This window comes from Erythrobacter rubeus, assembly GCF_014705715.1.
Taxonomy (GTDB): Bacteria; Pseudomonadota; Alphaproteobacteria; order Sphingomonadales; family Sphingomonadaceae; genus Erythrobacter; species Erythrobacter rubeus.
Map to the genome: position 1 here is coordinate 1,995,295 of NZ_JACXLC010000001.1, position 25,758 is coordinate 2,021,052.

16 protein-coding genes are annotated in these 25,758 nt (G+C 61.0%); 9 read left to right on the forward strand and 7 right to left on the reverse strand.

Annotated features, from left to right (window positions below; genetic code table 11):
* Positions 1-11: 11 nt before the first annotated feature.
* Positions 12-476 (forward strand): PaaI family thioesterase, encoded by a 465-nt coding sequence (locus tag IB285_RS09860; RefSeq protein WP_190788012.1) that lies wholly within the window; start codon positions 12-14, stop codon positions 474-476.
* A 65-nt stretch (positions 477-541) separates the two neighbouring features.
* Here the strand turns inward: IB285_RS09860 and IB285_RS09865 are convergent, their stop codons facing one another.
* Positions 542-1,453 carry a LysR family transcriptional regulator gene (locus tag IB285_RS09865; RefSeq protein WP_190788013.1) on the reverse strand — a complete coding sequence of 304 codons (912 nt, stop codon included), beginning with the start codon at positions 1,451-1,453 and terminating at the stop codon, positions 542-544.
* Positions 1,454-1,552: 99 nt separating this feature from the next.
* Between IB285_RS09865 and IB285_RS09870 the strand changes: the two genes are divergently transcribed.
* Complete coding sequence (locus IB285_RS09870; RefSeq protein WP_328705878.1) at positions 1,553-2,359, forward strand: SDR family NAD(P)-dependent oxidoreductase; 807 nt, start codon at positions 1,553-1,555, stop codon at positions 2,357-2,359.
* An 88-nt stretch (positions 2,360-2,447) separates the two neighbouring features.
* Here IB285_RS09870 and IB285_RS09875 read toward each other — a convergent pair whose 3' ends face one another.
* Entirely contained in the window at positions 2,448-3,233 is a 786-nt protein-coding gene (locus tag IB285_RS09875) for an SDR family NAD(P)-dependent oxidoreductase (RefSeq protein WP_190788014.1), read from the reverse strand.
* A 27-nt stretch (positions 3,234-3,260) separates the two neighbouring features.
* Positions 3,261-4,433, reverse strand: a complete 1,173-nt coding sequence (locus IB285_RS09880) for an acetyl-CoA C-acetyltransferase (RefSeq protein WP_190788015.1) — start codon at positions 4,431-4,433, stop codon at positions 3,261-3,263.
* Positions 4,434-4,592: 159 nt separating this feature from the next.
* Here IB285_RS09880 and IB285_RS09885 point away from each other — a divergent pair, with 159 nt between their 5' ends.
* Positions 4,593-5,867, forward strand: a complete 1,275-nt coding sequence (locus tag IB285_RS09885) for a 2OG-Fe(II) oxygenase family protein (protein ID WP_234033113.1) — start codon at positions 4,593-4,595, stop codon at positions 5,865-5,867.
* Here the strand turns inward: IB285_RS09885 and IB285_RS09890 are convergent.
* Entirely contained in the window at positions 5,860-6,441 is a 582-nt protein-coding gene (locus IB285_RS09890) for a hypothetical protein (protein ID WP_190788017.1), read from the reverse strand. The two genes, IB285_RS09885 and IB285_RS09890, sit on opposite strands and share 8 nt — an antisense overlap.
* A 396-nt stretch (positions 6,442-6,837) precedes the next feature.
* Here IB285_RS09890 and IB285_RS09895 point away from each other — a divergent pair, with 396 nt between their 5' ends.
* Together IB285_RS09895 and IB285_RS09900 are read left to right on the forward strand one after the other, a co-directional pair.
* Positions 6,838-9,888, forward strand: coding sequence for a TonB-dependent receptor domain-containing protein (locus IB285_RS09895; RefSeq protein ID WP_190788018.1), 3,051 nt, complete (start codon positions 6,838-6,840; stop codon positions 9,886-9,888).
* A 303-nt stretch (positions 9,889-10,191) separates the two neighbouring features.
* Positions 10,192-13,341 carry a TonB-dependent receptor domain-containing protein gene (locus tag IB285_RS09900; protein WP_190788019.1) on the forward strand — a complete coding sequence of 1,050 codons (3,150 nt, stop codon included), beginning with the start codon at positions 10,192-10,194 and terminating at the stop codon, positions 13,339-13,341.
* Positions 13,342-13,430: 89 nt separating this feature from the next.
* Here IB285_RS09900 and clpB read toward each other — a convergent pair whose 3' ends face one another.
* Positions 13,431-16,019: an ATP-dependent chaperone ClpB gene (clpB, locus tag IB285_RS09905; protein WP_190788020.1), complete on the reverse strand. Its 2,589-nt coding sequence runs from the start codon at positions 16,017-16,019 to the stop codon at positions 13,431-13,433.
* A 176-nt stretch (positions 16,020-16,195) separates the two neighbouring features.
* Positions 16,196-17,638 (reverse strand): helicase HerA domain-containing protein, encoded by a 1,443-nt coding sequence (locus IB285_RS09910; RefSeq protein WP_190789069.1) that lies wholly within the window; start codon positions 17,636-17,638, stop codon positions 16,196-16,198.
* A 133-nt stretch (positions 17,639-17,771) separates the two neighbouring features.
* Here IB285_RS09910 and IB285_RS09915 point away from each other — a divergent pair, with 133 nt between their 5' ends.
* The 3 genes from IB285_RS09915 (at position 17,772) to IB285_RS09925 (ending at position 23,475) form a co-directional block, all read left to right on the forward strand.
* On the forward strand, positions 17,772-19,994 hold the full coding sequence (locus IB285_RS09915) for an acylase (RefSeq protein WP_407925621.1): 2,223 nt from the start codon (positions 17,772-17,774) through the stop codon (positions 19,992-19,994).
* Between the two features lie 74 nt (positions 19,995-20,068).
* Positions 20,069-22,945, forward strand: a complete 2,877-nt coding sequence (locus tag IB285_RS09920; RefSeq protein WP_407925607.1) for a M16 family metallopeptidase — start codon at positions 20,069-20,071, stop codon at positions 22,943-22,945.
* A 224-nt stretch (positions 22,946-23,169) separates the two neighbouring features.
* On the forward strand, positions 23,170-23,475 hold the full coding sequence (locus IB285_RS09925; RefSeq protein WP_190788022.1) for a hypothetical protein: 306 nt from the start codon (positions 23,170-23,172) through the stop codon (positions 23,473-23,475).
* Between the two features lie 99 nt (positions 23,476-23,574).
* Here the strand turns inward: IB285_RS09925 and IB285_RS09930 are convergent, their stop codons facing one another.
* Entirely contained in the window at positions 23,575-23,970 is a 396-nt protein-coding gene (locus IB285_RS09930) for a UrcA family protein (protein ID WP_190788023.1), read from the reverse strand.
* Positions 23,971-24,171: 201 nt separating this feature from the next.
* Between IB285_RS09930 and IB285_RS09935 the strand changes: the two genes are divergently transcribed.
* A complete protein-coding gene (locus tag IB285_RS09935; RefSeq protein ID WP_190788024.1) occupies positions 24,172-25,740 on the forward strand; it encodes a winged helix-turn-helix domain-containing protein in 1,569 nt (522 codons plus the stop codon).
* Positions 25,741-25,758 lie beyond the last annotated feature (18 nt).

Consider the following 25,758-nt stretch of genomic DNA (forward strand, 5'->3'; position numbering starts at 1 on the left):
AGGAATAGCCTATGCCCCGCCCAGGTTTCGACAATGAGGCCCAAGTCCTCGATTATATGAAAAAGATCGCCGTCGGCCGATCCGGTTTCAGCAATTTCCTCGCACTTGAACCTGTCAGATGTTGGGAGGGCGAAGCGGAGATATTGATGGAAGTGAGGCCGGAAATGACCCAGCATCATGGTTTCGCGCATGGCGCGATCGTGGGTCTGATGGCCGACAATGCGTGCGCCTGGGCGGCGAGCTCGGCAGTCGGAGATGTGGTAACGGGCAGCTATACGATTAACTTCCTCGCGCCCGCCAAAGGTAAACGGCTCCGATCAAAGGGGACCGTGGTCAAGGCGGGAAAGCGACAGGTCGTGGTCCGCGCCGATGTTTGGTCGGAAAGCGAAGATGCCGATCCCGTTCTGGTGGCCGTGGCACAAGGGACAATCGTTCCCACCGGCATCGACACCGCGCCCCAGAAGGCTGCAGCATAAAACGGAAAAGCGCTGCCCGGATACGAAGGCCGGGCGGCGTTTCTTTTTTTGGAAATCGATCGGGCTTATCGCAGCGTATCCTCTTGCGCCATCGCTGCTGCAAAACGGTCTGAAAACTCGCGCACCTTTGCAGGAACATAGCTCGACGCGAGCCTGACCACATGGACCGGGAAAGCAGGCGTGTGCCAATCGGGCAAGGCTATCCGCACCCGGCCTACCGCGATATCCTCCTCAAGGGCCCAGAGCGGCCCGTGATGCAGACCTGCGCCTCCCAGGACCAGCTGGCGAATGGCAGTGACGCTGTTCGCCGCCACCCGCCCGGTTACTTCGGCACGTTTCTTCCGGCCATTGCTTTGCAGATCGAGCACTAGGCGGCGCTGCCCTCCCCTGTAGAACACGAAGGGATGGCCGGACAGATCGGCGGGGGTCGATGGCATACCGTGCTTCTCGAAATAGGATGCCGCTCCCACGATTACCCTGGGCACGACCGCGACTTTACGTGCGACGAGGCTGGAATCCGTTAGTGTGCCGATCCGGACGACTGCGTCGAGCCCGCCCTGCGTCAGGTCGTCGAAACCGCTACCGAGGACCAGCTCGACATCCAGATCGGGCGCATCGCGCATCAGGTCTGCGATGACCGGGGCGACAAAGCGCGCTCCGAAATCGACGGGTGCGCCGATCCGCAAGCGTCCGCGCGGTTCATCGATCAGACCTGCAACATCCGCTTCGAGCGCGGCCCGCTCATCCAGAAGGCGTCGTACGCCTTCGTAATAACGCAGACCCGCTTCGGTGGGCACGCTGCGCTTGGTCGATCGGCGGAGCAGTTTGGCCTGCAGGCGATCCTCGAGCGCAGAGACCTTCCGACTGACCGAGGACGGATCGACGCCCATTTCCTCGGCGACCGCGCGCAGGCTGCCCGCTTCCACGACGCGGATGAATATCTGATCGGGCGCATTCACTTCGTGCACTATTTGCATTTAGCACATGCAGATAATGTGTCTACGATCATAAGGCTGCATCTGCCATCTCTCTTTTCGTCGCCAGCGAGACTGGCTTTTTTGAAAAGGAGAAGAACGGTGACCAACCCCACGAACGCAGCCCCGGCAACAGCGCGCAACAACACCCTTGACGAAGCAGGCAAGACTGCGCTCATCACCGGGGCGAGCCGCGGACTCGGACGCGCCATGGCGCTGGCTCTTTCAGCGAGCGGCTGGAACGTGATTGGCACCTATCGCAGCCGCGCCGAAGAGGCCGAGACGGTTGCGCAGGAAGTCAGCGAACGTGGTGGCCGCGCGGCCATGCTGCCATTCGATGCCGAAACGACGGACCTGGCGGAATTCATGGCCAAGGTACAAGAAGCCCTCTCCAATCTCGGAAGCGAGACGATCGACGCTCTGGTCAACAATGCAGGCTCTGCGCACCATGCGCCGATTGCCGACACCGATCTGGACGATCTCGACGCGATGTACCGGCTTCACGTCCGCGCTCCGCTCGCCCTGACACAGGCCGCTCTTCCGCTGCTGACCGACGGAGGACGGGTGCTGTTCCTGTCCACCGGTCTCGCCCGCTTCGCACTTCCGGGATACGGGGCCTATGCGGCGATGAAGGGTGCCGTCGAAGTGATGGCCCGCTACGCAGCCAAGGAATTGGGCGAGCGCGGCATCCGGGTGAACACCATCGCACCCGGAGCGATCGAAACCGACTTCGGCGGAGGCGCCGTGCGCGACAACCCGGAAGTGAACGCGCACGTTTCCGCGATGACGGCGCTTGGCCGCCCTGGTCTGCCGCAGGAGATCGGCGATGCGGTGGCAGCGATCCTGTCGAGCGATATGCGCTGGATGTCGGGCGAACGGATCGAAATTTCAGGCGGTCAGGGACTCTGATCTGACGCCGGTCCCTCACCCGACACGAAAAAGCCCCGCTGCGAGAGGATCGCAGCGGGGCTTTCGATTGGTTGGGCCAGCCGGGTGTTTACCGCGGAGCCATCCGGATGCCGCCATCGAGGCGCACGTCTTCGCCGTTGAAATAGCCGGTTTCGATCATGGTCATGGCGAGCTTGGCATATTCCTCCGGATTGCCAAGGCGTTTCGGGAACGGGACGCTCGCGGCGAGCGCTTCTTTCACCTGCGGCGGGGCTGCGTTCATCAGCGGGGTTTCGAAAATGCCCGGCAGGATCGTGTTCACGCGGATGCCTTCGCGCATAAGGTCGCGCGCGATCGGCAGGGTCATGCCGACGACGCCGCCCTTCGATGCGGAATAGGCGGCCTGGCCAATCTGGCCATCCTCTGCGGCGACCGACGCGGTGTTGACCATCGCGCCGCGCGCACCGTCTTCATTGATGGGATCGAGCGTCATCATGCCTGCCGCCGACTTGGCGATGCAGCGGAAGGTGCCGATGAGGTTCACCTGGATCACGAAATCGAATGCCGACACGGGGAAGTGCTTGATCTCGCCCGTCTGCTTGTCGCGGCTGGCGGTCTTAATCGCGTTGCCGATGCCTGCGCAATTGACGAGGATGCGCTCCTGCCCGTGCGCTTCGCGCGCCTTGGCAAAGCCTGCATCGACGTCTTCGTCGCTGGTCACATTGACCTTGCAGAACACGCCGCCGATTTCCTCGGCCATGGCGTTGCCCTTTTCCTCGTTCATGTCGAAGATCGCGACCTTTGCGCCTTTCGCGGCGAGCGCACGCGCGGTGGCTGCGCCGAGACCGGATGCACCGCCGGTGACGACAGCTGGGGTATTGGCTGAAACTTCCATTATTCTCTTTCCTCTCTGGGGTTTGACTTAAACTGCCTCAACGATGGTGACATTGGCGACGCCGCCGCCTTCGCACATCGTCTGGAGGCCGTATTTCTTGTCGTGACGCTTCAGCGCATGGACGAGCGTCGCCATCAGCTTCGTACCGCTCGCACCGAGCGGGTGGCCGAGCGCGATTGCACCGCCATGGACATTGAGCCGGTCGGGGTCGGCACCGGTATGCTTGAGCCAGGCGAGCGGGACCGGCGCGAACGCCTCGTTCACTTCATAAAGGTCGATATCGTCGATCTTCATGCCGGCGCGTTCCAGCGCGCGGTCGGTCGCGAAGAGCGGTTCTTCGAGCATGATCACCGGATCGCCGGCCGTCACGGTCAGGTTGTGGATGCGCGCCATGGGCGTCAGGCCGTGCTGCTTCAAAGCCTCTTCCGACACGACCATCACCGCCGACGAGCCGTCGCAAATCTGGCTCGCCGAAGCCGCCGTGATCTTGCCATCGGGCGCGAGCAGCTTGACCCCGGCAATACCCTCAAGCGTCGCGTCGAACCGGATGCCTTCATCGACCGTGTGCATCTCCTCGCCCTCCGGCGTTTCGATCTGGACCGGCACGATCTCGTTTTCGAATGCACCGGTTTCGGTCGCCTTGATCGCGCGCATGTGACTTTCGAGCGCGAAGCTATCGAGCTGCTCCTTCGAGAAGTCGTGCTTGTCCGCAATCATCTGTGCGCCCATGAATTGGCTGAACTGCACGCCCGGATATTTCTCCTGAACGCCGGGCGACATGTAATTGCCCAGCCCCTCTTTCATGTGAAGCGTCATGTTCGAACCCATCGGCACGCGAGTCATGCTTTCGACGCCGCTGGCGATGACGACGTCCTGCGTCCCGCTCATAACGGCCTGCGCGGCGAACTGGATCGCCTGCTGCGAAGAACCGCACTGGCGGTCGATCGAAACCGCCGGGGTGGATTGCGGGAGAAGCTTCGATGCGAGCACGCCCATGCGCCCGACCTGGCCCGCCTGCTCGCCCGCTTGGCTGACGCAGCCGGTCACGACATCGTCGACCGCTTTCGGATCGATGCCGCTGCGCTCGACAACCGCGTCGAGCGATTTGGCGAGGAGATCGACGGGGTGTACACCGGCAAGGCGGCCGCCGCGCTTGCCGCCGGCGGTGCGGACGGCATCGACGATATAGGCTGTGGGCATGATCGGGGGTGTCCTCTCGTTTACGTAAACGTTGCTGTTTGCCACTCGCCTATGGGAGGGGCGGCGCGGAATCAAGGACGCAAAATGGTGGGCGCTGCGCGCCTTGCGTCCGCTGGCTCTTGTGTCGCTACGGCAAGCGTGGTTAGCGCTGGCCCGGACATGTCCATCAGCGATCTCGCCACCAACGCACAAAGAGCGCTCGAGCGCGGCGATCCTGCCGCTTTGGCGATGTTCGACCGCGCGATAAAGGGTGATCCGGGCAATGCACGGCTGTGGCTCGGTAAGGCGCGCGCGCTCGAACTGGTAGACGACAGGAAAGGCGCGCGGATCGTGGCGCAACAGATCGCGGACCAGGCTCCGGGCTTTATCGACGCGCAGGACAAACTGGCGGAGATGAGATTGGCGGCGGGCGAGCCTGATTTCGCCTCGCATTACGCCAAGGCTGCCTCCAGGCAGCCGCGCGATCCCAACATCCTTGCCGCATGGTGCAATGCGCTCGGGGCGGTGGATCGCTCAGGCGAGGCGGCGGACATTGCAGCGCAGGCGCGAAGCCGCTTCCCGGACGAGCCGCACTTCACGCTTCTGGAAGCTATGCATGCGGGAGCAGGGGGCGAGTGGGACCGCGCCGAAGCGATCTTTGCCTCGCTCGCAAGCTCGACACCGCAGCGCCTAATACAGGAAGCGCGGCACAGGCTGCGCGCTGAAGACTCCGGCAAAGCGCAGACCCTGCTTGATCAGGCACTGGCAAAAGACCCATGGAACATCGCGGCATGGGCGCTGCTGGACATCGTGTGGCGCATAAGCGGTGACGCACGGGCGGACTGGCTTCATGGTCAAGAAGGGCTGGTGCAAATCCGCCCCCTCGCCGGACGAGAAGGCCTAGTCAGCGATGCCGCCAGCGAATTGCGCAAGCTGCATGACAATTCGGCGATGCCTATTGGACAATCGTTGCGCGGAGGCAGCCAGACCCGCGGCATCCTGTTCGACCGTGCGGAGCCGATCTTTGCCGAACTGCGAGATGCGATCCTCGCGACGTTGAAGGAGTACCGCGCAGACCTCCCTCCCCTCGACGAAACCCACCCGCTCCTGCGGCACCGCGAAACCCCGTGGTCGCTTGCAGGATCTTGGTCCGTGCGGCTGGCCGGCGGCGACGATCACCATGCATCGCACATTCACCCGGCGGGCATCGTCTCCAGCGCGCTCTACCTCGTCGTACCTGAAGCCGCCGCAGACGAGACAGCGCGCCAAGGATGGCTGGAGCTCGGCCGCCCTCCTCGCGATCTCGGGCTCGAGCTACCCGCGCTGGCGACTATCAAGCCGAAACCCGGCCATCTCGCGCTATTCCCCTCAACGATGTACCACGGCACGACCCCGTTCGGCGCTGTCGGCCAGAGTGAGCGCATGACGGTCGCGTTCGATGTAAAGGTTAGTTGAGGCGGCGGACCTTTACCGCGCGTTTGTTATTCACCTTCGCCTTGAAGCTGCCCAGCGCGGCTTTTTTGATGACGATAGTGTCGCCCGCACCGAACCTGCGAAACCCGGTCGTGCTTTCGGTCTCGATCCAGCGGGCGCCGTCTTCCAGCTCGAAGATATGCCGGCCATTGCCGAGCTTTTCGGCGTTGGCGAGCGTCGCCGTGATTTCGTTCACGTCATCGTCGCCATCGCTGCCGCCGAACAACCGGATCTTCGGCAGGTTCAATCCGAACAGCCCGCGCTTGGCCTCGACGATCTGCTCACGCTCGGCGAGAACAAGCTCTTTCGATTCCTGCGCTTCGAACACCTTGGCGACTTCGCGGTCGAAACACGCGAGGCGCTCGGTCGGATCGGCGATTTCGCGGCAATCGAACATCTTGCCGATCACTTCGGGCGTTTCGAGGGCATCGGCCGGGTCTGACGGCGTCTGCGCCGACAACGGCGCGGACAAGGGCGCGGACAACGCCAAGACTGAAATCCCGGCCACCACTGCGATGGCGGCGGGGTTGGTTGGCAGCGAGCAAAACGCGTTCATGATTGAATTTCTCCGGAAGCCAGGTGCGACGATAATGCCATTACCGGGTGTGGCAATGTGTTACCGGGGTCCTGGGCCGGATTGCAAGAACACACGCAATTTCGTGCAAACCGATGGTTAATTCGCGCTGTCTAGGAGTGTTGCACCACTGCTACACCGCGATTTCAATTTGGCGAAAACGCTTGTAATCGCTTTTCATTCGCCGACCAAGGGGCGTAACCCATAGTGCAGGGACCGGACGGGCGGATTCCGCGCAGGGTATGCGTGGGCCGTGAACGGATATCCCGACGAATGGATGGCGACACCGCAAGGTCTTACCGGGCCGAGTGACTGGAACCGTCTTAAACGTGCCTTTCAATATTTAGGGAAGGCATCTGTCATGAGGGTAGAAACCATATGAAATTTTCCAAGCAGCTCCGACTGAGCGCCGGATCGCTGGCGGTTGGTTTGGTTCTGTCGTCGGCTCCGGCCTTCGCACAGGACGCTGACATCACCTCCGATGGTGATGAATCGGCAACCGCCGAAGATAACCAGATCCTGGTTACCGGTTCGCGTCTCAATGTTAACCCCAACCTCGAAGGTGCAAACCCTGTTCTGAGCCTTTCGAGCGAGCAGATCGTGCAACAAGGTACGGTTCGCATCGAAGACCTTGTGAACCAGATTCCTCAGGTGTTCGCCGGCCAGGCTGGCGAAGTCTCCAACAGTGCCACCGGTACATCGACACTTGATCTTCGCGGTCTTGGGCCTGAGCGTACGCTGGTTCTGATTGATGGCCGTCGCCTGCCATTCGGTTCATCAGCCGCTGGCGGATCCTCCGCGAACCTCGATGTCATCCCGACGCAGCTGATCGAGCGCATCGACGTTCTGACCGGCGGCGCGTCGGCCGTTTACGGTTCGGATGCAGTCGCAGGCGTTGCAAACTTCATTCTGCGCCGCGATTTCGAAGGCGTGGAACTCGACATACAAGGCGGTTTCCAGCAGCACGGCAACAACATCGACTTCTTCGAAAATGTGCTTGAGACCGCCCAGCAACCAATTCCGGGCGACACCACGGATGGGGCTGAATACTCCTTCACCGGTATCATCGGCGCGAACACGGCCGACGGACGCGGCAACGTGACACTTTTCGCCAACTATGAACGGCGTGAACAAGTGCTTCAGGCCGATCGCGTCTTTTCGGCATGTACGCTAGGCTCTTCGGGGTCGGGTTTCGAGGGTGTTGGCTGCGTCGGATCGGCGAACTTCAGAGCCTTCTTCAATAATGAAGGCCTTCGCGACTCGCTGATACTCGATGCCGATGGTGATCCTATCAATGCTGCCTTCCAGGAACTGGACGGCACGATTGTGCCTTTCGCAGGCGGCCCTGCTCAGACCTTTAACTTTGGCGCTCAGAACTTCTTCCAGCGTCCGTCGGAGCGATTCAACATTTATGCTCGCGGGCACTACGAGATTTCCGACAATGTCGAAATTTTCGCAGACTTGTCCTACGTCGACAATATCTCAGATGCACAGATTGCTGAAACGGCATCCTTCGGTGCGTTTACGATCAATTGCGACAACCCCTTCATTCAGGGAACACCAGGTCTCGACCTGGCTGCTCTATATGGTTGTACGGGCGCGGATATTGCCGATGGAACGTTGATTCCGATCGCCACCGCCACGCACCGTAACGTTGAAGGTGGTCCGCGTAACTCACGTCTCGAAAACTCCACGTTCCGTATCGTTGGCGGGCTTCGCGGCGATTTCGGTGACGGGGTCTGGTCTTACGAGGTTTTCGGACAGTACTCCGAAGCTTCCGACACTTCGGTTTCAACCAACGACTTTATCGTTTCCAATCTGCAGCAGGCATTCCTCGCTGTCGATGATGGTGACGGCAACGTCGTTTGCTCTGATCCGTCGGGTGGCTGCGTTCCTTATAACCCGTTCCAGCGCAACCCGGATGGTACAACCCTGATCACCCAGGATCAGCTCGACTTCATCCAGGGCGTCGGCATTGTGATCGGTGAAACCACTCAGTTGGTGGCCGGTGCGAACGTCCAGGCCGATCTGGGCGAATACGGATTTAAGTCTCCATTCAGTGAAGAAGGCATCGCGTTCCTCGTGGGCGTCGAGTATCGTGAAGATACACTCGAGCGGATCCCCGACGAAATCAGTCAGGTTCCCGGTGGCGGCTTCACCGGCGTCGGCGGCCCGACGCTTCCGGTCGAGGGTTCGGTCGATGTCTACGAGCTGTTCGGCGAACTCCAGATCCCGCTCGCAACCAATCGTCCGTTCTTCGAGGAACTGACACTATCGGGTCAGTATCGTTATTCGGATTACACGACTGACGGTAACGGCACTTCAAATGGCTTCAGCACCGATGCTTTCGGTGTGCAGCTTGTCTGGGCTCCGGTAGAAGACATTCGGTTTAGAGGGCAGTTTCAGCGTGCCGTTCGCGCACCGAACGTCGTCGAACTGTTTACCGGCATCGGCACCAACCTGCCGAACCTCAACTCCGGGACGAATGCTAATGGTGACACGATCTTTGATCCGTGCGCCACGTCGGCTCCTACCGCGACGTTCGAGCAGTGCGCAAACACAGGCGTAACTGCCGATCAGTTTGGAGGCATTAACGACGTGATCTCGGGGCAAACCCAGTCGATCACTAGCGGTAACCCGGATCTCCAGCCGGAAAGCTCAGACACCTACACGTTTGGCGTGGTGTTTGAACCGAGCTTTGTTCCCGGTCTTCAGATATCGGTCGATTATTTCGATATCACGGTTGAGGATTTCATCAACGCCGGCATCGCAGCCCAGTTTGCTCTGGATAACTGTCTCGAAACTGGCGAAGCGCTGTTCTGCGACCTCATCACTCGTGGTCCTGGCGGTACGCTGGCGTCTGGCTTCCCGGGCACTGGCTTTGACCAGACCAATATCAACATCGCCGAACTAGAGACATCGGGTATCGATGCGCAGATCACTTACAACACCGATATCGGTAGCCTTGGTGGTTTGAACTTCATCTATGCAGCGACCTATCTTGACACATTCGACTTCACGCCATTCCCGGATGCTGCTGTCGTTGAATGTGCGGGTTTCTCGGACAATGCATGTTTGAACCCGGTCAACTCCGAATATCGCCACCGTGCGACGGTGACGTGGCAGTCGAACTTCAATCTCGATACCACGTTGACCTGGCGTCACTTTAGCTCGGTCGATGCGTTTGCTGATGCTGCAGAGGTTCCGGAGCAGATCGATAACAACCTGGAGTCGGTCAACTACTTCGACCTGTCGTTCCTTTATGGAGTGACCGATGATATCACCTTGCGAGCTGGTATTATCAACCTCTTCAACGACAACCCGCCGATCTCTGCCGCTGGTGGTCCGCCGCTCGGCAACGGGAACACCTTCCCGACGGTCTACGACACCGGCCGGCAGTTCTTCGCGGGTCTTAACTTCCGGTTCTGATCTTCCCAAAGAACTAAAACAGCGAAAGCCGCGGACTTCGGTCCGCGGCTTTTTTGTTCAAGTGAAGCGTATGAGAATCACTTCAGCCCAAGTGCTGCGCTCGCAAGGGTCAACTATGCTTCTTTCGTCTGAACTGGCTTCCGACCGCCGCGATGAATGCCTGATTGTTGCATTTTCGCTACGCTCATCAGTGTGATTTCAAAAAAAGGTCGCCGAGTCCCATCTCCCATCTTGCGCACATCTTTCGGGATTGCTCTTTGGAACTCTGTTGAATTTTTCAGCATACCACTGGGGACTAAACCAATGAACAAAGTGAACTCTGCCGGCTTTGCCGGTCGTGCTCGTTTCTATGCGGGCGTCGGGGTCGCAGCCTTGGCACTTACAGCAGCCGGGTCGCCCCTTGCTGCGCAAGATCAGGAAGCCGACGTTGAAGCTACCGATTCGGAAGAATTGGGAACAGACACCGTTGCGGCTGACAACGTCATCACCGTTACAGGTTCGCGCATTCTGCGCCCAAACGTCGAAAGCACCAGTCCGATCGTGTCACTGTCGCTAGAAGAAATTCAGTCGACCGGTGAAGTTAATATCGGCGACGTGCTGAATGACCTTCCGTCGCTTCGCTCCACATTCAGCCAGGCGAACTCTACGCGCTTTATCGGCACGGCCGGCCTTAACCTGCTAGACCTTCGCGGTCTCGGCACTAACCGGACTCTCGTGCTCGTAAACGGGCGCCGTCACATCACTTCGCAGCCCGGTGTGCCTACCAGCGTTGACGTCAATACTATTCCGAACTCGCTTCTCGAGCGCGTCGACATCTCCACTGGCGGCAACAGTGCAATTTACGGTGCTGACGCGGTCGCAGGTGTTGTCAACTTTATCACAAGGCGTGACTTCGAGGGCATCGAAGGCCAGATTCAAGGTGGTATTACTGACGAAGGTGAGCGCGACACTTTCTTCGCATCGCTCACAGCCGGCACAAACTTTGCTGACAATCGTGGTAATATCGCGGTCGCCGGTGAGTACAGCCGTCAACGTGCGCTGTTCAACACAGACCGTGATAGCGTTTCTGGAGCCTTCTCAGGTCGGCGCCAGCTTCAGTTGATAGAAGACGCTTCGGGCGAGGGTCCTAACGCGTTCGACGGCATCCCAGACCGGGTGTTTCTGGGCGGCATTCGCAACAATAACATCTCCGAAGGCGGCCTCTTTACTGCGAGCTGCCCCGGGTTGCCAGAAGCGGGCTCGGGCGATCCCGTTCCGTTCTCTTGCACAGGCGCCCTCGACTTCCGCGGCAATCCGTTGTCGCAAACGTTCGTGTTTTTGCCTGACGGAAATCTGATCCCGAACCCAATCATCGCCGACCTACGCGAAAATGCTGTGACGGGTAACGCGATCGGTGGACTCGGCTCGACTCTCCGTCTCACCGGGCAGCTTGCTCCTGAGATTGAGCGTTCCGTGGTGAACGTACTCGCAAGCTTCGAGGTCACTGAGGCTTTCCGTCCGTTTGTCGAGGCAAAGTACGCACGTATCGATGCTATTCAGGAGGGTCAGCCAACCTTCTTCAATAACACCTTCTCAATCGATAACCCGTTTCTGAACGATCAGGCGCGCGCAACGCTGTTAGAAGCAGGTGTCGACACAGCATTTCGCGCCTTCCGTTTCAACGTCGACTTCGGCGGTCGCGGTGAGGACCACCGTCGTGAAACCTATCGCGCAGTGGTCGGTGTCGACGGCACGTTCAATGACGACTGGACCTACGAAGTTGCTTTCAACTATGGTCGTTTGGAAACCGATTACACCACCGCCGGCAATGTGTTGATTGCGGAATACTTCAACTCGCAAGACGCAGTTTTGGATGGTGCTGGTAACATCGTTTGCGGCATCAACGCCGATGCCGATCCTTCAAACGATGACGCAGCTTGTGTTCCGGTGAACCTGTTCGGCAACGGGGCTCCTTCGGCTGCCGCGCTTAATTATTTCGTCATCGACTCCAGTCGTGAGCAGGAAGCAGAACAGTACCAGGTGACTGCATACATTGCAGGCGATACTTCGGACTTTTTCGAGCTTCCGGCGGGTGCCGTGCAGTTCGCTATCGGAGGTGAATATCGCGAAGAAACGGCTTTCTCAGCGTTCGACGAAGTGACCCGTTCGGGCGCTACCTTCCTCAACGCGATCCCGATCTTCGATCCTCCGAACCTTGAGGCATGGGAAGCTTACGGTGAAATTCGCGTACCGCTTCTTGCTGATGTTCCAGGCTTCCAAGAGCTCACTTTCGAAGGTGCTTTCCGAGTTTCTGATTATAATATCGGCAACGTTGGCACGGCAGAGACTTACAACGCGGGCCTTATCTGGCAGCCGATCGACAGTCTCCGTCTCCGCGGCAGTTACGCTCGTTCGGTACGGATCCCAACGCAGAACGACCTCTTTGCAGAGCCAAGTCAGACGTTCCTGAATGGTCTTCAGGACCCATGCGGAGCCCAGTTCATCGATGCGAACCCCAACCGGCGCGCGAACTGTGCTGCCGACGGTGTTCCAACCACGATTACGGTAGGCGGCATCGAGGTCCCATTCGAGAACACGCCTAACTCGGGTATCCGCGGTTTGAACGGAAGCAACCCGAACCTCGAAGCTGAGGTTTCGGACAGCTTCACAGCTGGTTTCATTTTCCAGCCGACGTTTGTCCCAGGGCTTTCGTTGTCGGTGGACTACTACAATATTGAGATCGACAACGTGATCTTCTCGCTGTTGCCGCAAACGATTATTGACCAGTGCTATGATAGCACGACCGGCATCGATAACCCGTTCTGTGCAGCGATCAATCGTCGACCAGATGGCACGTTTCAGGGTCAGTCTGATCGGCGTTTGCCAGATAACTCGATTGAATCCTTCGATGTGGGCCCGGATGATTCGTCGTTCCTATCTGGTCCGTTCAACTTTGCTCGTCAGCAGACGTCGGGTATCGATTTGGACTTGAACTACAGCCGTGACATCGGCGGTGTTGGCTTTACGTTCCGCGGTTTGCTGTCATACGTGATCGAGCGCGACAACTTCACCAACATCGAGGATCCGACCTTCATCGATCAGCAGCTTCTCGAGTTGGGTGATCCGGAGTTCGCGGGGAACATGATTGTCGGACTGGACTTTGGTTTGCCGCGGGTAACCTACAATCTGCGTTACATTGGCGAGCAGTTCGTGGACGAATTCGAGACGTTCAACAGTCTCCAAGGTCGTCCGCCTGAAGATGCCGATTTCTCGTTCCCGAGCGAGTATCCCGAAACGTTCTACCACAATCTCCGTGTCGATTTCGAACTTGACAACGGTTACGCATTCTATGTTGGTGCGGATAACCTGCTCAATACCATCCCGCCTCTTGGTGTGACCGGTACGGGAGCTGGTAGCGGTATTTACGACAATATCGGACGCTTCCTCTACGCGGGCGCTCGCTTCACATTCTAATCGAGCCCCATTGAGAAAATGAAAAGGCCCCGGGAAACCGGGGCCTTTTTTATTGGCAGTGTAGTGTTTCGCGTAGCAGCGAGGCGGGGCTATTCCTGCTTCTCGCCAGCCGTGATGGTCAGTTCGCCATCGCCCTCATCTACCGTCACAATCATCCCGTCGCTGACGCTGCCTTCAAGCAGCATTTCGGCCAGCGGATCCTGCAAATACCGCTGCACGGCGCGTTTCAGAGGACGCGCGCCATAGACCGGGTCGTAGCCGACCCGCCCGAGCCAGCGGAGAGCGGCGTCGGTAAGGTCGATCGTGATCTTCCGATCGTCCAGCAGCCGCTGAACGCGCTTCACCTGGATCGCCACGATCGGGGCCATGTGCTCCATCGCCAGACGGTGGAACAGGATGATTTCGTCCAGCCGGTTGAGGAATTCCGGACGGAAGTGACCGCGCACCACGTCCATCACCTGATCCTCGACCTCGGCGACCTTCTGATCGTCGCCCAAATTGGAGAGGAACTGGCTGCCGAGGTTCGACGTGAGGATGATGAGCGTGTTCGAGAAATCGACCACCCTCCCCTGCCCGTCGGTCAGACGGCCATCGTCGAGCACTTGCAGCAGCACGTTGAACACGTCGCCATGCGCTTTCTCTACCTCGTCGAACAGAACCACCTGATACGGCCGGCGGCGGACGGCTTCGGTGAGCACCCCGCCCTCGTCATAGCCAACATAACCCGGAGGCGCGCCGATCAGGCGGGCAACCGAGTGCTTCTCCATGAACTCGCTCATGTCGATGCGCACCATCGCGCTGTCATCATCGAACAGGAAACCCGCGAGCGCCTTGGTCAGCTCGGTCTTGCCGACGCCGGTCGGGCCGAGAAACAGGAAGCTGCCGAGCGGGCGGTTCGGATCCTGCAGGCCGGCACGCGCTCGGCGCACTGCCTTCGACACGGATTCAATCGCGGCTTCCTGACCGATCACGCGCTTGCCGAGGATGCTCTCCATCTGAAGCAGTTTCTCGCGCTCGCCTTCCATCATCCGTTCCATCGGGATGCCGGTCCAGCGCGCGACAACGCCTGCGATGTCCTCTTCGGTCACTTCTTCGCGAAGAAGCGCGTCCTCGCTAAGCTCTTCCGCGGCTTCCAGACGTTTCTCAAGCTCGGGAATTTTCCCGTACGAAAGCTCACCCGCCTTCGCGAGATCGCCTTCGCGCTGCGCTTGTTCCAGCTCCAGCCGGGCATGGTCGAGCTGCTCCTTGATCTCGCCCTCGGCGGCGATCTTGTCGCGCTCGTTCTGCCAGCGCGTGGTCAGCTCGGATGATTCCTGTTCGAGCTCGGCGAGCTCCTTGCGCAGGTTCTCGAGCCGGTCTTTCGAACCCTGGTCGTCTTCCTTCTCGAGCGCGGATTCCTCGATTTTGAGCTGGATGATGCGCCGGTCGAGTTCGTCAATCTCCTCGGGCTTGGATTCGACTTCCATGCGAATACGCGAAGCGGCCTCGTCCATAAGGTCGATCGCCTTGTCGGGCAGGAACCGGTTCTGGATATAGCGGTCGGAAAGGCGCGCAGCGGCGACAATGCTGCCATCGGTGATGCGTACGCCGTGATGCAGCTCGTACTTGTCCTTGATACCGCGCAGTATCGATATCGTATCCTCGACGCTCGGCTCTTCGATATAGACCGGCTGGAACCGCCGCTGCAGCGCCGGGTCCTTCTCGACATATTTCTGATATTCATCGAGCGTGGTCGCGCCAATACAGTGCAGCTCTCCGCGAGAAAGGGCTGGCTTGAGCAGATTGGAGGCATCCATCGAGCCTTCACTCGCGCCCGCCCCGATCAGCGTATGCATCTCGTCGATGAAAAGGATGATCTGGCCGTCGGCGTTCTTGACCTCGTCGAGCACCGATTTCAGCCGCTCTTCGAACTCTCCGCGATATTTCGCGCCCGCGATGAGCGCGCCCATGTCGAGCGACATCAGCGTGCGACCCTTTAGGCTGTCGGGCACGTCGCCATTGGCAATGCGCAGCGCGAGGCCCTCTGCGATGGCAGTCTTACCGGTGCCGGGTTCGCCGATCAGCGCAGGGTTATTCTTGGTCCGGCGAGCGAGGATCTGGACCGTCCGGCGGATTTCCTCGTCGCGGCCGATGACCGGATCGAGCTTCCCGTCGCGCGCCGCCTGCGTCAGGTCGCGCGCATATTTCTCCATCGCGTCGTAATTCGCCTCGGCATTGGCGCTGTCGGCCTTCTTTCCGCCGCGCAGCTGATCGATCGCGGAATTGAGAGCCTGCGGCGTGACGCTAGCGGCCTTCATCGCTTCGCCGGTCCCCCCCGGCGCGAGCGAGAGTGCGACCAGCAGCATCTCGACCGTAACGTAGCTGTCGCCTGCTTTCTCGGCGACCTGCTCGGCAGAATCGAGCACGCGCACGGCATCGTTATCGAGGCCGGGCGTCTGCTGCGCCCCGCCCCCGGTCACTGCCGGGATTTTTGCAAGCGAAGCATCGACCGCGCTGACCGCAAGCGCAGCTTCGCCGCCCGCGCGCTGGATCAGCCCGGCGGCCATGCCTTCTTCGTCTTCGAGCAGCGCCTTGAGCAAGTGCAGCGGCGTGATCCGCTGGTGGTTCATGCGGATCGCAACCGTTTGTGCGCTCTGCAGAAAGCCCTTCGCGCGGTCTGTGAACTTTTCGAGATTCATCTGGGTGTTCCCCTCAATGGATTTTACCGCCTCGATATAGCGTTGCAAATAAGCAACACAAGGACCTGTCTCGCAGAAATTGCAGGTGTATTACCCGCATATAGGGGTCGGTCCTGTTCTTGCGAGGGGTGACGCGCAATTTGCGCGCCACCGATGCGCCGATCGCAGCAGGATTCCTATGCCGAGGCGTCTTCCAGGCCGGGGACCATCACCGTGCGCGCGCCGCCGAAATCTTCGCGGACGACGATCACGCCCTGCTTCTCGAGGTGGTCGAGCAGGCGGCGGATGCGTCCCGGCGAACTGGTGCCATACGCCCTCGCCAGCGCATCCTCATCCACTTCGGTTTCGCCCGCATGCGCCGCGCGGGCGATCACGAGCCATGGCGCGAGCAAATCTTCCTCCACATGCGAGGCAAGATCGAGAATGCGGATGCGGGTCGCCTCTTCGAGGTCGTTGAGCCCAGCTCCGGCGATGGCGAAGGCTCGGCGAAACGCCTGCATGTCCGGCATCGGCCCGATGATCCGCTCCCGGCGACAATGCATCAGGAATGTCTGGTATTGTGCGCTCGCGGACTGGAAGGCCGCTTCGCTCGAGCTCGCGAGCTCCTCGATGATCTCGCCGATCCGCGCCTGCACATCGGTTTGCGCGGCCAGGCCAACGTCAACCTCATCCGCGTCTTCGCTCGCCGCGATGCTCTGCTCGACCGCTTCGATCGGCGGAGCAGCGGGCGGAGGCGGGGCGGGAGGCGTCTGCGCCGCCTCTGCCGCCAGGTCGCGCGTCAGCAGCGCTTCCATATCCTCCGGCGCTTCGGACGGCATCGGCATCAGGCCGCCCACCTCGTCTTTCTTGCCGGACTTTACCGGACCGATCTTCACCGCGACCGGGCGGCGAGTGATCGCCGGGCCCAGCGCCAGGAAATAGCCGCGCTCAAGCTCGCGGATACGCTCGGCCTGGCGCCGCTCCATCCCCAGCAGGTCGGCGGCGCGCACCATATCGATGTCGAGAAAGGTGCGCCCCATCAGGAAGTTCGAAGCTTCCGCCGCGACATTCTTTGCAAGTTTGGCCAGCCGCTGCGTAGCGACGATCCCGGCGAGGCCGCGCTTCCGGCCGCGGCACATAAGGTTGGTCATCGCGCCAAGGGTCATGCGGCGGGTGTCTTCGGCAATCTCGCCCGCGACCGAGGGCGCGAACATCTGCGCTTCGTCCACCACGACAAGAGCTGGAAACCAGTGTTCGCGGGGGGCATCGAACAGCGCGGTGATGAACTGCGCGGCGCAGCGGATTTGTTGCTCAACTTCCAGCGCCTCCAGCGCCAGCACCACGCTGGCCCGGTGTTCGCGGATACGGCGCGCAAGCGCTTCTATCTCAGGCGGGGAATAGGCCGCGCCGTCGATCACGATATGGCCGAATTCCTCAGCGAGCGAAGTGAAGTCGCCTTCGGGATCGATCACCACCTGCTGCACCATTTGCGCGCTCTCTTCGAGCAGGCGGCGCAGCAGATGCGATTTGCCGCTGCCCGAATTGCCCTGCACCAGCAGGCGGGTCGCGAGCAATTCTTCGATGTCGAACTCGACCGGCGTGCCGGAGGCTTCGTGCCCGATGGTGATTTGCGCTTTCACCCCGCTTGGGTAGCCAGCCGAATCCAAGCAGCGGAAGGGCGCAAGAGCCGCTAATCCCCAATCGCTTCGCCAGCCGCCCCCTTTTCCGCCGCGCCATCGGCCGCTAGCAATAGGGCAAGCAGAAGGGATCATGATGCGGAAATGGTTGATCGGGGGCGGCGTTACGGCCCTTGTAGCGGTGTTGGCAGTGCTCATCGGTTTGATGACGTGGGAGCCATTCTATGCGCATCAAGCAGAGGCCCCGCCCGAGCGGGTTTACTCGGCGGAGATCATCCGCAGCGAATACGGCGTGCCGCATATCTACGGCGAAACCGATCCCGATGTCGCATTCGGCGTCGCCATCGCGCAGTCCGAGGACGATTTCTTCACCCTGCAGGACGTGATTGCGATGTCGCGCGGGCGCTACGGCGCGATTGCGGGCGAGGACGGAGCGACCTTCGATTACGTCTACCACCTGCTCGATGCGCGCGGCACGGCGGAGCGCAAATATCCGACCCTGCCGGAGGATACGCGCGCTCTGTTCGAAGGTTATGCTGCCGGGCTGAACCAGTTTGCCAAGAACAATCCCGACGAGGTGAAGCTGGCGAACCTGTTTCCCGTGAACGGAGAGGACGTCGCCGCTGGCTTCGTCCTGCGCCAGCCGTTTTTCTTCGGTCTGGCCAATGTTATCCAGCCGCTGGTCGCAGGCGAGCCGCTGCGGCGCGAGTTCGGACCGGACATTCCCGGCTTCCCGCGCGATGAAAGCGGGAAGGTCGTGGACCGGAAGGAACAGGCTGGTCTGCTCCACCCGCTACCTATCGGCGACGATGCACAATTGCTCGGGTCGAATGCCTGGGCCATCGCTCCGGAGAAATCCGGCGGGCCGACCACGCTGATCTCCAATTCGCACCAGCCGCTGCGCGGCAGCGTCGCATGGTATGAACTCGTCGTCGAAAGCGGCGAAGGCTGGCATTATGCCGGAGCGAACCTGCCAGGCACGCCCTACCCCGTCCTCGGCCATAACCGGAACCTCGGCTGGACCTATACCGTCAACCGTCCTGACCTTGTCGATGTCTATGAGCTTGAAGTGACGACATCGCCCGGCATCGATGGCGATGACATAATGTACAGACTGGACGATGAATGGCTGAAGCTCGAGGCGAAGACGGTCACGCTGCCGGTGAAGATGGGCCCGGTCACCCTGCCCATCCGCCGGACGGTCTATCGCAGCGTTCACGGACCGGTGATCAAGAACGACAACGGCTATTTCGCGATCCGTTATGGCGGGATGGATAGCGTCAGGCCGATGGATGCGTTTTACCGGCTCGGCAAATCGCAGAGCCTGGAGGAGTGGCTCGGCGTTTATGAGCGGCTCGACATACCGAACTTCAACGCGGTCTACGCCGATGCCGAAGGCAACATCGCCTACATCTACAACGCCGCCTTTCCAGACCGGCCCGAACAGGACGAAGTGAAAGCCAATTGGCGCGGCATCCTGCCAGGCAATCGCAGCGATCTGATCTGGGAGGGGACGGTCGAATTCGACGAGATTCCCAAGCTGATCAATCCCGACAGCGGGTGGCTCTACAATGCCAATAACGAGCCCTTCACAGCGGCTGGCGCGGGCAGCGATCTTGATCCCGCCGATTTCTCGCCGGTGCTGGGGGTCGAGCGCAAACAGACCAATCGCTCGCGCCGCGCGTACAAGCTGCTTTCCGAAGCCGCTCTGCTCGACCGGGAGACGCTGGAGCGGATCAAGTACGATACCGCCTATGAGCGCGTGGGCTATGTCGATGATCTGTTCGACGCGCTCGAAACGCTCGAGGTGGACGGCGAGCTGGCAGAGGCGCGCGACCTGCTGCTGACATGGGATTTCAAGGCCGACAATGAAGGCCGCGCAGACGCGCTCGCCCTGCTGATGATCCGCGATTTCATGTCCGCGGAGTACCAGAACCGCGCCACGCCCGATGTCGAGGAAAAGCTGAGCGATGCGGTCAGCCACCTTAATGAGCATTTCGGGCGGATCGATCCGCCGATGAGCGAACTTCTCCGCCTGCGTCAGGGCGATGTCGACCTGCCGCTCGATGGCGGGTCCGACACTCTGCACGCTTCGACGACCTGGCAGGTCGATGAGGATGGCCGGTTGGGCCTCGTCCACGGTGACAGCTTCATCCAATGGGTCGAATGGAAAGAGGGCGAGCGCGTGACGTCCCGCTCGATCCAGCCGTTCGGAGCAGCAATCACCCGGCCTGACAGCCCGCATCACACCGATCAGATGCAGCTGTTCGTCGATCATGAATTGAAGCCGGTGCATTTCTGGCGCGAAGACGTGATCGCCAACGCCAAACGGCGCTACACCGTCACCAACGCGCCCTGATTGATCCCTTGAATTCCGCCGGGTTTTGCCGCAGCGTATCGCACTTCAAGGGTTTCAAAAAGAGAGAGAGTTTCATGTCGCAGATGAAAGCGGGCATCCGCCTCGCCACCACAAGTTTTGCCGCAATCGCGCTGGCCACCGTCGCTCCGGCGATCCCGGCCTTCGCCGCTCAGGACGACACTTCGGCCAGTGCATCAGCCGAAGCGGGCGATTTGACCGAGCTCGTTGCACAGGTCGCCATTCCGTATGAGGAATTCCAGCTCGACAATGGCCTGACAGTGATCGTGCATGAAGACCGCAAGGCACCAGTCGTCGGCGTCGCCGTATGGTACAATGTCGGATCGAAGGACGAGCCGGAAGGCAAGACCGGCTTCGCTCACCTGTTCGAACACCTGATGTTCAACGGCAGCGAAAATGCGCCAAACGACTACTTCCAGTACCTGCAGGAAATGGGCGCCACGGATTACAACGGCACCACCAATTTCGACCGGACGAACTATTTCCAGACCGTCCCGCGTCCCGCGCTGGAGCGTGCTCTCTGGCTCGAAAGCGACCGGATGGGCTATCTTCTTGGCGCGGTCACGCAGGAAAAGCTCGATAACCAGCGCGGCGTCGTCCAGAACGAAAAGCGTCAGGGCGATAACCAGCCGGGCGGCCTCGTTTTCTATGAAATCCTCGACAAGATGTTCCCGGAAGGCCACCCGTACGGCCACACGCCGATCGGATCGATGGCCGATCTCGACAGCGCCTCGATGGAAGATGTGCGAAACTGGTTCCGTGACAAATACGGCCCGAACAACGCGACCATTGTGCTCGCCGGCGATATCTCCGCTGCCGAAGCGCGTCCCTTGGTCGAGCGCTATTTCGGTCCCATTGCCCGCGGTCCGGTGAACAATCCGGCAGAGGCAGCGATACCCGTTCTTGAAGAGGACATTCGCAGCGTCATGCGTGACAAGGTCGCCGCGACCACGGTCACGAAATACTGGCCCGCACCGGGGATCACCAGCGAGGAACTCACCGCGCTCAATATCGGCACGAGCATATTCGGCGGCCTCGCATCCAGCCGTCTTGACGAAATACTCGTGCGCGATGAACAGCTTGCGGTCGGTGTCGGCGCTGGCAATTTCGATTTCCAACGCATGGGCATCCTGCTCGTGAACGCGACGCTGAGACCCGGCGTCGAGCTCGCGACGCTCGAAGCGCGTCTTGACGAGCTGATCGCCGAATACATCGCCGAAGGCCCGACCGAGGACGAGGTACGCCGCGCCGCCACCAGCCAGCTGGCGTCCACCATCCGCGGGCTCGAACAGGTTGGCGGCTTCGGCGGCAAGGCGGTGACGCTGGCCCGCGGCGAAGTGCTTGCAGGCGATCCAGGGCTGTTCAAGAAGCAGTTCGACACGCTCGCCACCCTCACCGCTGCCGACGTGAAGGCCGCGATGGAGCGCTGGCTCACTCGCCCCAGTTTCACGCTCGTTCTCGAACCGGGTGAGCGCGATGGCGAATACGAAGAGGCCTCGTCGGTCGCAACAGGCGGCGCAGCCGAAGCCGATGCGTCCGCTGCAGAGCCGGAAGAGATCACCGTCTCCGAAGTCCGGCCCGCGCCGCCGATCGACACGATCGCATCGCTCGATTTCCCTGATATCGAGCGCGCCATGCTCGCCAATGGCATGCAGCTGACCTACGCGCAGCGCGACGCCGTGCCCGCGACCTATGTGACGATGTCGTTCGACGCAGGCAGCGCAGCAGATCCGGTCGATATGCGCGGTCTCGAAGACCTCACCCTGGCGCTGTTCGATGAAGGCACGGCCGACATGACCAGCCAGGAAATCGCCGAGGAGCGTGAGCGTCTGGGCGCAACGATTGCGACAGGCGGCGGCGCTGACCGTTCGACTTTCACGCTTTCGGCGCTGTCATCGAACCTGACGCCGTCGCTCGAACTGCTCAGCAGCGTCGTGCGCGAACCGGCTTTCAACCCCGCCGATCTGGAGCGTGTCCGCGCTCAGACGATCACCGGGATCAAGCAGCAGATGACGACGCCGCAAGGCATCGCTTTCCGCTCGATCGCGCCCGAAGTGTTCGGCTCTGCAAGCCCCTATGGCGGCAGCAGCACCGTCGAAAGCGTCAGCGCGATCAGCCGCGATGATCTGGTCGCCTTCAAGGACACCTGGATCCGTCCGGACAATGGCGAAGTGTTCGTAATCTCCGACCGTCCGATGGCCGAAATCGTGGCCGCGCTGAACGGCGTCTTCGGCGATTGGGAGGCACCCGCTGCGGATAAGGGAACCAAGAGCTTCTCGCTCGACGGAGCCCCGGATAACGGCAACCGCATCATCCTGATCAACCGTCCGAACAGCCCGCAGAGCTTTATCCTCGGCGCGCAGCTGACGCCGCTCAATGCCAGCGATGACAGCTATATCGACTTCGCCAACGCCAACAATTCGCTCGGCGGCAACTTCCTCGCACGGCTCAACATGAACCTGCGCGAGACAAAGGGCTGGAGCTATGGCGTCCGCGGCGCTCCGCAGGAGCGCGAAAATGCGGTGGTCTACACCATCTCAGGCGGCGTCCAGGCCGATCGCACGGGCGACTCGGTTGCGGAACTCATCCGTGAAACCGGCGAATTCCTGAGCACGAACGGCGTGACCGCGGAAGAACTCTCCCGCAACGTGGCGGCTGAAATCGGCGAATTGCCCGGACGCTTCGAAACCTCGCCGGCGGTCCTGAGGGCGATGCAGAGCAACGCGCTCTATGGCCGTTCGGATGACTATTACGAAGGGCTCGTCGCCAAATACGAAGCGCAGACCGCCGAAAGCCTCGATGCCGCAGCGCGCGGCGCTCTCAACGTGGACAATTTCGTCTGGGTTGTCGTCGGCGATGCGAGCCAGGTGCAAAGCCAGCTCGAAGGTCTCGGCATGCCGGTCGAAGTGCGCGAACTGCCAGAAGACGAGTGAGCAACAACGATTGACGCTAGGGCTGCAAAGCCCTGGTGCAAATCAGGGGGGCGGGAGCGGGCATGACCTGCTTCCGCCCTTCGCATTCCAGCGCCGGATTGAGGTTGAATGGCACTGACACACGTGTAAACAACGGCGCCAAGAGTTTCGCGGCCACGCGGGCCGACCACGCTCGAAAACCAATGCGGGACGGTTCAATGTCCTGCGCAACATGGAGATCTTGAATGTCTGATATTTCCGGTTCCTACGACACCACCGTCAAAAGCCCGATGGGCGACCAGAGCGGCACCTTCACCGTGGTCGACAACGGCGACGGCAGCTTTTCCGGCAAGATGGAAGGCGGAATGGGCTCGATGGACGTCGAGGAAGGCAAGGTCGATGGCAACACCCTTACCTGGAAGATGAACATGACCGTCCCGATGCCGATGACGCTCGATTGCGAAGCCACCGTAGAAGGCGACACGCTGGCCGGTAACGTCAATGCAGGCGCGTTCGGCGCCATGCCGCTGACGGGCACTAAGAAAGCCTAAGGCTTCTTTCCAAGACATCGAAAGGCCGCCGGAGGGGCTCCTTCCGGCGGCCTTTCTTTTACGCCGCTTCCACTAGACGGCGAGCTCAATTCGGTTGGCTTATTCGGGCAGATCGACCTTGATGGCATCTGCCGAGGCGAGGCGCGCCTTGGCCTGCGAAGCTTCGACAGCGAGCCGCATATGCGCCTTCGCCTGCATCTGCGCGCGCTCCTTGCACCGCTGGGCTGCGCGCTTCTGCTCGATATATTGGCGCAGGCTCGGCGCGCTGCGGTTCATCAGGCATGCTTTGTCGATCCCGCGATCGACACGCGATTGGAGCGCCGCCCTGCCCTCTGCATTCGTAAGGTCGAGATCATCGTAGGCGATGGCCATCTGCTGCGGCTCGCCCGCACTGGCGGGAGCTTCCGCCTGCACGGCGCCCACGCCGGCCAGCAGCACGAAAGCCGCGCATATCGCAGGAAAACGCCGATTGCCGGTCCATATGCTGCTCTTCATCAAACCTCTCCTTTTCGTGTCGACGCCTGATCGCGCCGCCGGAAAAAGAGTGCGCCCACGGGGCCTTACGCAACACAGCCTCGATGTGATGGAGGCATGATCGAGCTGCGATGTTATGCTTACGGCTCGGTTATGTGGCTGGATTGCGAGCCCCTGCCCGCTATTCTTGGTGCGACTCACATTATGTGGAGGGGTCACAGGATGTATCAGGATCAGGTAACCGGCAGCCCGCGCCCGACCGATCTGGCGCACGAGCCCGATTTCCGTATCGGAGCGATGGAAGTCCGCCCGTCCCTGCGGGTCGTCACGTCCGAAACGGGCGAAGAGGTCGTGCTTGAGCCGCGGGTAATGCAGGTGCTGGTCGAACTGGCGAAAGCGCGCGGCTCGATCGTCTCGCGCGATGATTTGATCGCGAGGTGCTGGGGCGGCCAGGTTGTCGGGGACGGTGCCATCAACCGCGCCATCTCGTTGCTGCGCGCGCTCGCAGGCGACATGCCGCATGCGGCGTTCTCGATCGAGACCGTGCCCAAGGTCGGCTATCGCCTCGTCGCGGAGACGAACACGGCGGATGAAAGCGGCGCTGGCGGTGTGGGCGCGGGCAATGGCGCAATCGACCGCCGCAAGGCCTTGATCGGCGGCATCGCGGCAGTGTGCGCCGTCGGGCTGGCAGGCGCCGGGTATGCGGCGTTCGGCAATCGCTCTGTCCCGCGCGAGGCGCAGCAATTCTTCGAACGCGGAATGCAGGCGATGCGGGAGGATGACGGCCCGCAATATCCCTACGCCGCCAGCCAGTTTCGCGAAGCGGTAAGGGTCGCGCCCGAATATGCAGACGGGTGGGGCATGCTCGCGCTCGCATACCAGTTCGGCAGCTCGTACCAGCCCGACGAGGAGCAGGACGCTGCCGAAATGCGCATCCGCTCCGCTGCCGACCGCGCATTCGCGCTCGATACCGACAATCCTGCGGCCAGCGCCGCGCTTGCCTGGCGCGAACCGGTGTTTCGCAACTGGGCCGATGCCGAGGAGAAATGGCGCGCGCTGATCGCCCATTTCGATGAGCTCGCTGTGGCCCGCTGGGGGCTGGCCTGGGTGCTTTATGAAGTCGGGCGGACGCGCGACGCGGCGGAGGAGCTCGCGCCCTATGCCGCCGCCGTCAATCGTCCGCACACGCTCGCGCAATTGTATTGGGATGCGGGCCGGACCGACGAAGCGCAAATGGTGATAGAGCAGGCGCTCGCCGACCGCCCGCGCGACACGGCCACGTGGTTCAGGCAGTTCTGGATCTTCCTGAGATCAGGTCAGGAAGCGCGCGCGCTCGCCCTGATCTCCGATGAAAGCGCCCGCCCTCTGGGTATTCCCGATAGCGAGTTCGAGCGATTGCGCGCGACCGCCACCGCCTATGCCGAGCGCACGCCGGGGGCGATCGAGGCTGCGATGGCGGCCAATCTGGCCGCGGCAAGGCAAGGCCGCAGATTCTGCGAGTCCGCCATCGAAGTCGCGTGTGAACTCGGCCAGACTTCGACCGCGTTCGATTTGGCGGAGTCCTACTTCTTCGATCCGCGCTTCTTCATGGATGCCAGCCGTGCCGGCAAGCATTCCAGCGTCTATGTCTCCGCGCCGCGTACCGGGTTCCTGCTCGCCCCGGCATGCAGGCCGATGTTCGCAAATCCGCGTTACATGGAAATCCTCGGCGAAATCGGTCTCACCGATTATTGGGAGCAGACCGGGACGACGCCTGATCGCTGGCCGGTCATCCTCGCCGCGCTGGGATAGCGCGAGGCGCGGACTGCA

Excerpts from the sequence above, each read along its gene's own strand:
- IB285_RS09860 (WP_190788012.1), top strand. The coding sequence starts at position 12 with ATGCCCCGCCCAGGTTTCGACAATGAGGCCCAAGTCCTCGATTATATG.
- IB285_RS09865 (WP_190788013.1), bottom strand. The coding sequence starts at position 1,453 with ATGCAAATAGTGCACGAAGTGAATGCGCCCGATCAGATATTCATCCGC.
- IB285_RS09875 (WP_190788014.1), bottom strand. The coding sequence starts at position 3,233 with ATGGAAGTTTCAGCCAATACCCCAGCTGTCGTCACCGGCGGTGCATCC.
- IB285_RS09880 (WP_190788015.1), bottom strand. The coding sequence starts at position 4,433 with ATGCCCACAGCCTATATCGTCGATGCCGTCCGCACCGCCGGCGGCAAG.
- IB285_RS09885 (WP_234033113.1), top strand. The coding sequence starts at position 4,593 with ATGTCCATCAGCGATCTCGCCACCAACGCACAAAGAGCGCTCGAGCGC.
- IB285_RS09890 (WP_190788017.1), bottom strand. The coding sequence starts at position 6,441 with ATGAACGCGTTTTGCTCGCTGCCAACCAACCCCGCCGCCATCGCAGTG.
- IB285_RS09895 (WP_190788018.1), top strand. The coding sequence starts at position 6,838 with ATGAAATTTTCCAAGCAGCTCCGACTGAGCGCCGGATCGCTGGCGGTT.
- IB285_RS09900 (WP_190788019.1), top strand. The coding sequence starts at position 10,192 with ATGAACAAAGTGAACTCTGCCGGCTTTGCCGGTCGTGCTCGTTTCTAT.
- clpB (WP_190788020.1), bottom strand. The coding sequence starts at position 16,019 with ATGAATCTCGAAAAGTTCACAGACCGCGCGAAGGGCTTTCTGCAGAGC.
- IB285_RS09915 (WP_407925621.1), top strand. The coding sequence starts at position 17,772 with ATGCGGAAATGGTTGATCGGGGGCGGCGTTACGGCCCTTGTAGCGGTG.
- IB285_RS09920 (WP_407925607.1), top strand. The coding sequence starts at position 20,069 with ATGTCGCAGATGAAAGCGGGCATCCGCCTCGCCACCACAAGTTTTGCC.
- IB285_RS09925 (WP_190788022.1), top strand. The coding sequence starts at position 23,170 with ATGTCTGATATTTCCGGTTCCTACGACACCACCGTCAAAAGCCCGATG.
- IB285_RS09930 (WP_190788023.1), bottom strand. The coding sequence starts at position 23,970 with ATGAAGAGCAGCATATGGACCGGCAATCGGCGTTTTCCTGCGATATGC.
- IB285_RS09935 (WP_190788024.1), top strand. The coding sequence starts at position 24,172 with ATGTATCAGGATCAGGTAACCGGCAGCCCGCGCCCGACCGATCTGGCG.